The sequence below is a fragment of the Streptomyces sp. MB09-02B genome (assembly GCF_033794485.1).
Classification (GTDB): Bacteria; Actinomycetota; Actinomycetes; order Streptomycetales; family Streptomycetaceae; genus Streptomyces.
The window spans coordinates 1-7733 of sequence record NZ_JARGEE010000412.1 but is presented as its reverse complement, the minus strand read 5'-3'; the positions used below and the strand labels follow the sequence as shown (position 1 = coordinate 7733).

Below are 7733 nucleotides of genomic sequence, written 5' to 3'. Positions count from 1 at the left end.
CAACGCGCCCTACCCCCGCAACCGCGCCCCACAATGCGGCCAAGGACTAGCCCCCCGCTGCACATACAACTTCTTCGCCCGCATCGTCTGCTCCGCCGCCGGCGCGTCCTGGGGCCGCCCGCTCCCCCCGAGACTTCGCCACGTCCCGGTGTCGAACTGGTACAGCCCCCCGTACGTCCCGGAGGGATCGACCGCGTTCGGCCGCCCTCCCGACTCGCACGCGGCGAGACCGCCCCAGTTCAGCCCCTCCGCCCCGGCCACGGACGTCGGCATCGCCTTCGTCCCCACCTTCACCACCTGCTCCCGCGGCTCACGAACCACCTCCGTACGCACCAGCCGCGGCCGCTGCCGTACCCCGTTGACCGTCCGGACCGCGTACGTGACCCGTCGCACCCCCGGACGCCCGGCCCGCTCCACGACCTCGGTGCCCCGGAAGAGCGAGGGATCCTCGGCACGGCGCACCCGGAACGGGATCGGCACCTCCCGGACCTCCTCGGACCCGGTCACCCGCAACACCGTCACCGTCTGCCCGTCCCGGGGAAAGCTCGACCGGTCGACCGAGGTGGTGTCCTCACCGCGCAGGGTGACGCCGGCCTGCTCCACGGCCTCCCCCACGGTCGCCGCGTTCGTACGGATCGTCCGCGTCCGCCCGTCCGCCAGGATCGTGACGGTGCGCTCGGTGCGGACGTCCAGCTCCAGCCCCGCACGCCCGATCCGCTGGGAGCGCGAGGTCGACACGTACGCGCCCTCCGCACGCACCCCGAGCTGCTGAAGCGCCCCGTCCACCGTGTGGGCGGTCGTCCAGACCATGCGCCGCTGCCCGTCCAGGGTGAGGGCGACGGGGCGCCCGTAGTGCACGGCCACCTCGTCCCCGCTGCTCAACGCCGTACCGGGGGCGGGCGCGACGACGTCGTGCGCGCCGAAGGCGACCCCTTCGTCGGCGAGGAGTCCGCTGACGTCGTCGGCGAAGGTGTGCAGCGTGCGGGGGCGCCCGTCGACGGTCAGCTCGATCGCCTTGTCCTTCGCCACGAACGCGGAGGTGCCGCCCGCGAGGAAGGCCACCACCAGCGCCTGCGGAACCAACCGCCGCAGCGAACCGGGCCGGTCGGCCGCCCGTCGGCGCCGCACGGCCCGCCGGGAGGCGCCTGGCCCGTCCCCACGGGCCGAGGCGTCCGGGGCCTCCTCGGCGAGCCGGTTCTCATAGGCGGGCCGGTAGGTGTCCGCGTACACCCCGTGGGGCAGGGTCTCGGCCTCGTACGGCGACTGCGCATTGCTCACGACGACACGCTCCAGAGGGGATCCGGGTCCGGGTCGGGCGACGTGAACCTAGCGGACTCCGGTCACCCTCCAAAGCAACGCGGTCACTCAGTGTCGCGACACGGGCCGCTGATCGTCTTTTTGGGTCCCCCGGACGGCCCACACGACGTGACCCCTCAGTAATCGAACGCCCTCGCCGTGTTCGCCGCGATCGCCGTCGCCAGCGCGTCCTCGTCGATGCCCCGCACCTCGGCCATGGCCCGGACCGTGACCGGAATGAGATACGGCGCGTTGGGCCGTCCGCGGTACGGCGCGGGCGTCAGGAAGGGCGCGTCGGTCTCCACGAGGACGAGTTCGAGGGGCGCGACGGCGAGCGCGTCTCGCAGCGGCCGGGCGTTCTTGAACGTCATGTTCCCGGCGAAGGACATGAAGTAGCCGTGCGCGGCGCAGACCGCGGCCATCTCCGCGTCGCCGGAGTAGCAGTGGAAGACGGTCCGCTCGGGCGCGCCCTCCTCCTTCAGGATCCGCAACACGTCGTCGTGGGCGTCGCGGTCGTGGATGACCAGCGCCTTGCCGTGCCGTTTGGCGATCTCGATGTGCGCGCGGAAGGACCGCTCCTGGGCGGCCTTGCCCTCCGGTCCGGTCCTGAAGTAGTCGAGCCCCGTCTCCCCGACGCCCTTGACCTGCGGCAACGCGGCCATCCGGTCGATCTCGGCGAGGGCGTGGTCGAGCGCCGCGTCCCCGCCGGGCGTCCGGGCGCCCTGCCGGGACCAGCCGTCCGGGTCGCCGTGGACGATGCGCGGCGCCTCGTTCGGGTGCAGCGCGACCGTCGCGTGCACGGCCTCGTACCGCTCGGCCGTCTCGGCGGCCCAGCGCGAGCCCTTGATGTCGCAGCCGACCTGCACGACCGTCGTGACCCCCACGGAGGCGGCCTTCGCGAGGCCCTCCTCGACGGTGCCGGACTGCATGTCCAGATGCGTGTGCGAATCGGCGACCGGCACCCGCAGGGGTTCGGGGAGCGGCGGCGCGGCGTTCTTGTCGTTCGAGGGCATGCCCCGATCCTACGAATCGCACGATCGGGGCATGCCCCGCAGGCTCGCCGGGGGGAGGTCAGCTCGCCTTGCGGTGGAACGGGTGCAGCAGGTCGGACAGGTGCCAGTGGTGGTGCTCCTGCGGCAGTTGCCGGCCCTCCGCCGTCTCCGGGGTGTCGGTGTCCGCCACCGGACGGGGCTTCGGCAGGTGCCGGCGACGCTCGGCGTCCTGTACCGACGACACCTGGCCCGCCCGCATGATGCGGAGGACATGACCGTCGCAGTTCTGGCACGTGGGCCGGGACAGCGGGGACGGCACGACCGTGCCGTCGGCCACGTACATCACGAAGTCGCGCCCCTGGGCGTCGTTGTGGTGCTCTATCTCGTACGACTGCTCCCAGCCGTGCCCGCACCGCATGCAGGCGAAGGCGTACGACTCGTGAACGACGGCGGTGGCGGTGTCGCGCAGCACTGCGCGCTCTGCGGTCTCGGTCATTGCCAGCTCCTCTTGTCCGCTGGACGGTGGGGACGCGACGTGTACGTCCTCACCACCCAGTGGACGCCCTGGCGGACCTGGAGTGCACCCCATCTGCCGACTGTTGAAGGGGATTTGGCCTCCCCTTGTGCGAAGCCCGTCGATACGAAAGCCGTACTTTGCGCGGCTTTACCTGGGCATGGGCCGCGCGGTTTCGGGTGCGGGTGGGTGGGGGTTGCTCGCGCAGTTCCCCGCGCCCCTGAAAAGCCGGGGCTGCGCCCCGTGCTTTTCAGCCCGCAGGACCGTGGTCTTCGAGGCCCGCATGGCCTGGCCTTTCAGGCCCGCATGGCCTGGTCTTTTTTGGGGGCGCGGGGAACTGCGCGAGCAACCACGACGCACCCGCACCCCCGAGCCATGAGGCGCCCCCGACCTACAAGTTGCCCCTCTTCTCCTGCTCCCTCTCGATCGCCTCGAACAGCGCCTTGAAGTTGCCCTTTCCGAACCCCATCGACCCATGCCGCTCGATGATCTCGAAGAAGACCGTCGGCCGGTCCTGCACCGGCTTGGTGAAGATCTGCAGCAGGTACCCGTCCTCGTCCCGGTCCGCGAGGATCTTGAGTTCGCGAAGGGTGTCGACCGGCACCCGCGTGTCCCCGGCCCACTCCCCCAACGTGTCGTAGTACGAGTCCGGCGTGGCGAGGAACTCGACCCCCGCCGCCCGCATCGTCCGTACCGTCCGCACGATGTCGTTCGTGTTGAGCGCGATGTGCTGGACTCCCGCCCCGCCGTAGAACTCCAGGTACTCGTCGATCTGGGACTTCTTCTTGGCGAGGGCGGGCTCGTTGATGGGGAACTTGACCTTGAGCGTGCCGTCCGCCACGACCTTCGACATCAGCGCGCTGTACTCGGTGGCGATGTCGTCCCCCACGAACTCCTTCATGTTGGTGAAGCCCATGACCCGGTTGTAGAACTCCACCCACGCGTTCATGCGCCCGAGCTCGACGTTGCCCACGCAGTGGTCGATGGCCTGGAACGTGCGATGGGCGGGCGGCTCGACGAGGGGCTCGGCGGCGACGTACCCGGGGAGGTACGGGCCGTCGTAGCCGCTGCGCTCGACGAGGGTGTGCCGGGTCGTGCCGTACGTGGCGATCGCGGCCAGGACGACCGTGCCGTGCTCGTCCTTCACCTCGTACGGCTCGGCGACCGTACGGGCGCCGTGTTCGACGGCATAGGCGTACGCCCGGCGGGCGTCCGGGACCTCGATGGCGAGATCGACCACACCGTCGCCGTGCTCGGCGACGTGCTCGGCGAGGAAGTGGCCCCAGGTGGTGGCGGGTTTGACGACCGAGGTGAGGACGAACCGGGCCGAGCCGTTCTGCAGGACGTAGCTCGCCGTCTCACGGCTGCCGGTCTCGGGGCCGGCGTAGGCGACGAGGCGCATGCCGAACGCGGTGGAGTAGTAGTGGGCGGCCTGCTTGGCGTTGCCCACCGCGAAGACGACCGCGTCCATTCCCTTGACCGGGAAGGGGTCCGCCTGCCGTGCGGCGCCGGGGACGTCGTGCGTGCCGTGCGTGCCGTGCGTGCCGTGGGTGTGCGCGGAGGTGGCTGCCATGACCGCAGCGTCCTCCGCGCCTGCAAGGTGTGCAACAGTTGGCGCTTCCGTTGGACAATCTGTGCAGCGGCAGACGCGTCATGCGGGGTGTTCCGCGCAGCATGACCAACCCGGGAGGTCTGGTGGCGATCGATCATCTGGACGGGCGGTTGATCGTCCTGCTCGCCCGCGAGCCCCGGATCGGGGTGCTGGAGATGTCGCGGCGGCTGGGGGTCGCGCGGGGCACGGTGCAGGCCCGGCTCGACCGGCTCCAGTCGAACGGCGTGATCCGCGGGTTCGGTCCCGAGGTGGATCCGGCGGCGCTCGGCTACCCGGTCACGGCGTTCGCGACCCTGCAGATCCGGCAGGGGCAGGGCGCGGACGTACGGGCGCACCTGGCGACCGTGCCCGAGGTGCTGGAACTGCACACGACCACCGGCAGCGGGGACATGCTGTGCCGGCTGGTGGCCCGTTCGAACGCCGACCTCCAGCGGGTGATCGACCGGGTCGTCGGTATCGACGGCATCGTCCGGGCCGCCACGGCGATCGTGATGGAGAACCCCGTTCCGCTGCGGATCATCCCGCTGGTGGAGCAGGAGGCGCTCCGCGAACGCGCCGACGGGCCCCGGGAGACGACGACCTGAAGGGCTCGGAGCCTGGGAGCTCGGGAGCAAGGGAGCAGGGGAACTGCAGGGCTGAATCTTCGGGCGTGCGGAAGATCCTCAGCAGCCGGGTACGGACCCCTTGCCCGTCTCCAGCGCCACGAGGGAGCCGACCGCGCCCTTCAGGGTCGTCACCGGGATGAGCCGCAGCCCCTTGGGCAGTTCGGCCTTCGCGTCGGCGCACTCGGCCTTGGGGACCAGGAAGACGGTGGCGCCGTCACGCCGGGCGGCCTGGGTCTTGAGGGCGACCCCGCCGACCGCGCCCACCTTGCCGGCGGTGTCGATGGTCCCGGTACCGGCGACGACCCGGCCGCCCGTGAGGTCGCCGCCGCTGCCGTCGCCGTCGAGCTTGTCGATGATGCCGAGGGAGAAGAGCAGGCCGGCGCTGGGGCCGCCGACGTCGGCGAGCCGCAGGGTGACCTCGATGTCCCCGGAGTCCTCGCCGAGGTACGCGAGCGCGGCCTCGGTGGCGATGTCCTGGGACTCCTTCATCTCGGCCGCGTTGTGCTTTTGGATCTCCTCGGTGGTGTCGCCACTGGGGTAGACCGCCTCGCGCGGCATGACGGCCTGGTCGGTGCGGAACCAGCCGTCGAGCACATCGCCGAGGCCGACACGGGCGCCCGGCCCCGTCGCCTCGATCGTCGTCATCCGCAGCTGACCGCTGGTCTTCCTGGCCTCCGCGCCGCTGATCGTGATCACCGGCTCGCCTTTGTTCTCGCCGAGCACGTTCGCCGTCATCCCCGGCTGCGCCACGGAGAACGGCAACGGCGCGAGCGCCACCGTGACGAGCAGCCCCACCACCGGCAGGGCACTCACGGCCAGGGCGACGGGGCGCGAAAGACTGGAGAGACGAGAGAGCACGGGTTCAATCTAACGTGAGGGGCACTTCCGGCCACGGGGCGGTGGTGCCCCGGAGCCGCGGCCGGAGGCGGGACCGGCGGTCGGCGGGTCCCGGCGGGCGGTCGATGGGGTTCCGGCGGACGGTCGAGGGGGTGGTCCCGACGGACAGTCGACAGGGTCCCGGCAGGCGGTGGACAGCAGGACCCCGGCGGGCGGCCGACGCGGCTCTCAGTTGACGTCCACGTCCTCGAACAGTGCCAGGAGCTGCGTCAGGACCCGTACGCAGGAGTCGACGTCCGCCGCCGTCAGATGCCCTCCGGCCTGCTTCAGCAGCGCGCTCTCCCGGGCGACCAGCGCGTCGATGGCCGTACGGCCGGTGTCGGTCAGCCGGATCAGGGAGGAGCGCTGGTGGGCGGGGTTGGGGATGGCCTCGACGAGGTCCCGCCCGGCCGCCTCGTTGACCATCCGCTGCACGAACTGCCTGCTCAACGCCAGTGTCCGCCCCATCTGCGGCACGGTCATCGGCCGCTCGGCCATGCGCAACAGCTCCAGGACGGCACGTACGCCGACGGGGAAGCCCTCCTTGCGTTCCTTCAGCTCCAGCGCGCGGGTCGTCCGCCGGTAAAGAGGGCCCAGGACGGCGAACACCTCGGACAGCCGCCCGGCGAGCGCGTCGGGCGGCAGCGGCTCATTGGTCTCTGTCACGGGGTCATTGTCGGTCATTGTCTTCCACGCCCCACCGCACCACAGAATGACAACCGGGTTGTCATCTCTCCTCCATCATGACACCTTAGTTGTCATGACTGATGCCTCGCAGGCCCTCCCGTACACGTTCCAGTCCGACGACGGCCCCCTCGTCTACCAGGACACCGGTTCCGGCACCCCGCTCGTGCTGCTGCACGGCGGCTTCACGGACCACACCATGTGGCGCGACATGGTGCCCGCCCTGGCGGCTGCCGGTCACCGCGTCATCGCCCCGGACGCGCGAGGGCACGGCGCCTCCGCCAACGCGAGCAGGCCGTTCCGCTTCACCGACGACCTCGCCGCGCTGCTTCGCCACCTGGACACGGGCCCGGCGATCCTGGTCGGCATGTCGATGGGAGGCGGCACGGCGGTCGACACGGCCCTGGAGCATCCCGAACTGGTACGCGCCCTCGTCGTCAGCGGGGTCGGCACCAGCGAGCCCGAGTACACGGACCCCTGGACCAAGGACAGCGTCGCCCGGTACTACGGCACGCTGATGGCCGGCGACCTCGAGGGCTGGCTCGAAGTCGTCGCCGAGGCCGTCGCCGGTCCGCACCGCGAGGTCGACGAGGTGGACCCCGACATCGTCCGGCGGGTACGGGAGATGAGCCGCGCCACCGCCCTCAAGCACACCGTCGGCGAGCAGGACTGGCACGTCCCGGTCACGGACACCTGGGCCCGCGCCGCCACCGTCACCGCCCCCACCCTCGCCGTCAACGGAGCTCTGGACGCCCCCGACCTCATCGCCATGGCCGAACGCCTGGTCACCACGGTCGCCACGAAGGGCCACACCATCACGATCGAGGGCGCGGGCCACTACGCGAACATGGAGCAGCCGGACACTTTCGCCACGCACCTGCTGGATTGGCTCACTGCTGGTTGCTGAGGTGGCTGAGCACTGCTGAAGCGACTGCCCCCGGCAAAGGGCGACCGCGTCACCGGAGCGCGTCGGCCACTTCCCGTGCCGCGTCCATCACGCGCGGGCCCACCCGCTCCGGCACCGCGTCGGCCAGCATCACCACGCCCACGCTGCCCTCGACACCCGTCACCCCGAGCAGCGGTGCGGCGGCCCCGCTCGCCCCCGCCTCCAGTTCGCCGTGCGTGAGCGTGTACCCAGGCCAGTCCCCCGGTCG

General features: G+C 71.3%; 8 protein-coding genes and 1 pseudogene. 2 read left to right on the top strand and 7 right to left on the bottom strand.

The features are described 5' to 3' along the window. Nucleotides 1-9 precede the first annotated feature (9 nt). The 4 genes from P1P70_RS36320 to hppD form a co-directional block, all read right to left on the bottom strand. On the bottom strand, nucleotides 10-1278 hold the full coding sequence (locus P1P70_RS36320) for a ubiquitin-like domain-containing protein (RefSeq protein ID WP_319245376.1): 1269 nt from the start codon (nucleotides 1276-1278) through the stop codon (nucleotides 10-12). Nucleotides 1279-1433: 155 nt separating this feature from the next. Further along, a complete protein-coding gene (locus tag P1P70_RS36315; protein WP_319245374.1) occupies nucleotides 1434-2309 on the bottom strand; it encodes a TatD family hydrolase in 876 nt (291 codons plus the stop codon). A 58-nt stretch (nucleotides 2310-2367) separates the two neighbouring features. Continuing rightward, nucleotides 2368-2784, bottom strand: a complete 417-nt coding sequence (locus tag P1P70_RS36310; protein ID WP_319245372.1) for a hypothetical protein — start codon at nucleotides 2782-2784, stop codon at nucleotides 2368-2370. Between the two features lie 409 nt (nucleotides 2785-3193). Beyond that, the gene (gene hppD, locus P1P70_RS36305) at nucleotides 3194-4273 is read right to left on the bottom strand and encodes a 4-hydroxyphenylpyruvate dioxygenase (RefSeq protein WP_319245379.1); all 1080 of its coding nucleotides are present in this window, start codon (nucleotides 4271-4273) and stop codon (nucleotides 3194-3196) included. Between the two features lie 224 nt (nucleotides 4274-4497). Here hppD and P1P70_RS36300 point away from each other — a divergent pair, with 224 nt between their 5' ends. Continuing rightward, nucleotides 4498-4998: an Lrp/AsnC family transcriptional regulator gene (locus P1P70_RS36300; RefSeq protein WP_319245377.1), complete on the top strand. Its 501-nt coding sequence runs from the start codon at nucleotides 4498-4500 to the stop codon at nucleotides 4996-4998. Between the two features lie 78 nt (nucleotides 4999-5076). On the opposite strand, the gene P1P70_RS36295 is transcribed toward P1P70_RS36300, so the two are convergent. Both P1P70_RS36295 and P1P70_RS36290 read right to left on the bottom strand, forming a co-directional pair. After that, entirely contained in the window at nucleotides 5077-5877 is an 801-nt protein-coding gene (locus tag P1P70_RS36295; RefSeq protein WP_319245370.1) for a S16 family serine protease, read from the bottom strand. 207 nt (nucleotides 5878-6084) lie between these two features. Next, the gene (locus tag P1P70_RS36290; protein WP_319245368.1) at nucleotides 6085-6561 is read right to left on the bottom strand and encodes a MarR family winged helix-turn-helix transcriptional regulator; all 477 of its coding nucleotides are present in this window, start codon (nucleotides 6559-6561) and stop codon (nucleotides 6085-6087) included. A 94-nt stretch (nucleotides 6562-6655) separates the two neighbouring features. Between P1P70_RS36290 and P1P70_RS36285 the strand changes: the two genes are divergently transcribed. Continuing rightward, nucleotides 6656-7486, top strand: a complete 831-nt coding sequence (locus P1P70_RS36285) for an alpha/beta hydrolase (protein ID WP_319245367.1) — start codon at nucleotides 6656-6658, stop codon at nucleotides 7484-7486. Nucleotides 7487-7535: 49 nt separating this feature from the next. Here the strand turns inward: P1P70_RS36285 and P1P70_RS36280 are convergent. Continuing rightward, nucleotides 7536-7733, bottom strand: a pseudogene (locus tag P1P70_RS36280) (IclR family transcriptional regulator); the annotation flags it as partial.

What these genes read in the sequence shown, in the direction of transcription:
- P1P70_RS36285 (WP_319245367.1), top strand. Translation starts at nt 6,656, where the DNA reads ATGACTGATGCCTCGCAGGCCCTCCCGTACACGTTCCAGTCCGACGAC.
- P1P70_RS36315 (WP_319245374.1), bottom strand. Translation starts at nt 2,309, where the DNA reads ATGCCCTCGAACGACAAGAACGCCGCGCCGCCGCTCCCCGAACCCCTG.
- hppD (WP_319245379.1), bottom strand. Translation starts at nt 4,273, where the DNA reads ATGGACGCGGTCGTCTTCGCGGTGGGCAACGCCAAGCAGGCCGCCCAC.
- P1P70_RS36310 (WP_319245372.1), bottom strand. Translation starts at nt 2,784, where the DNA reads ATGACCGAGACCGCAGAGCGCGCAGTGCTGCGCGACACCGCCACCGCC.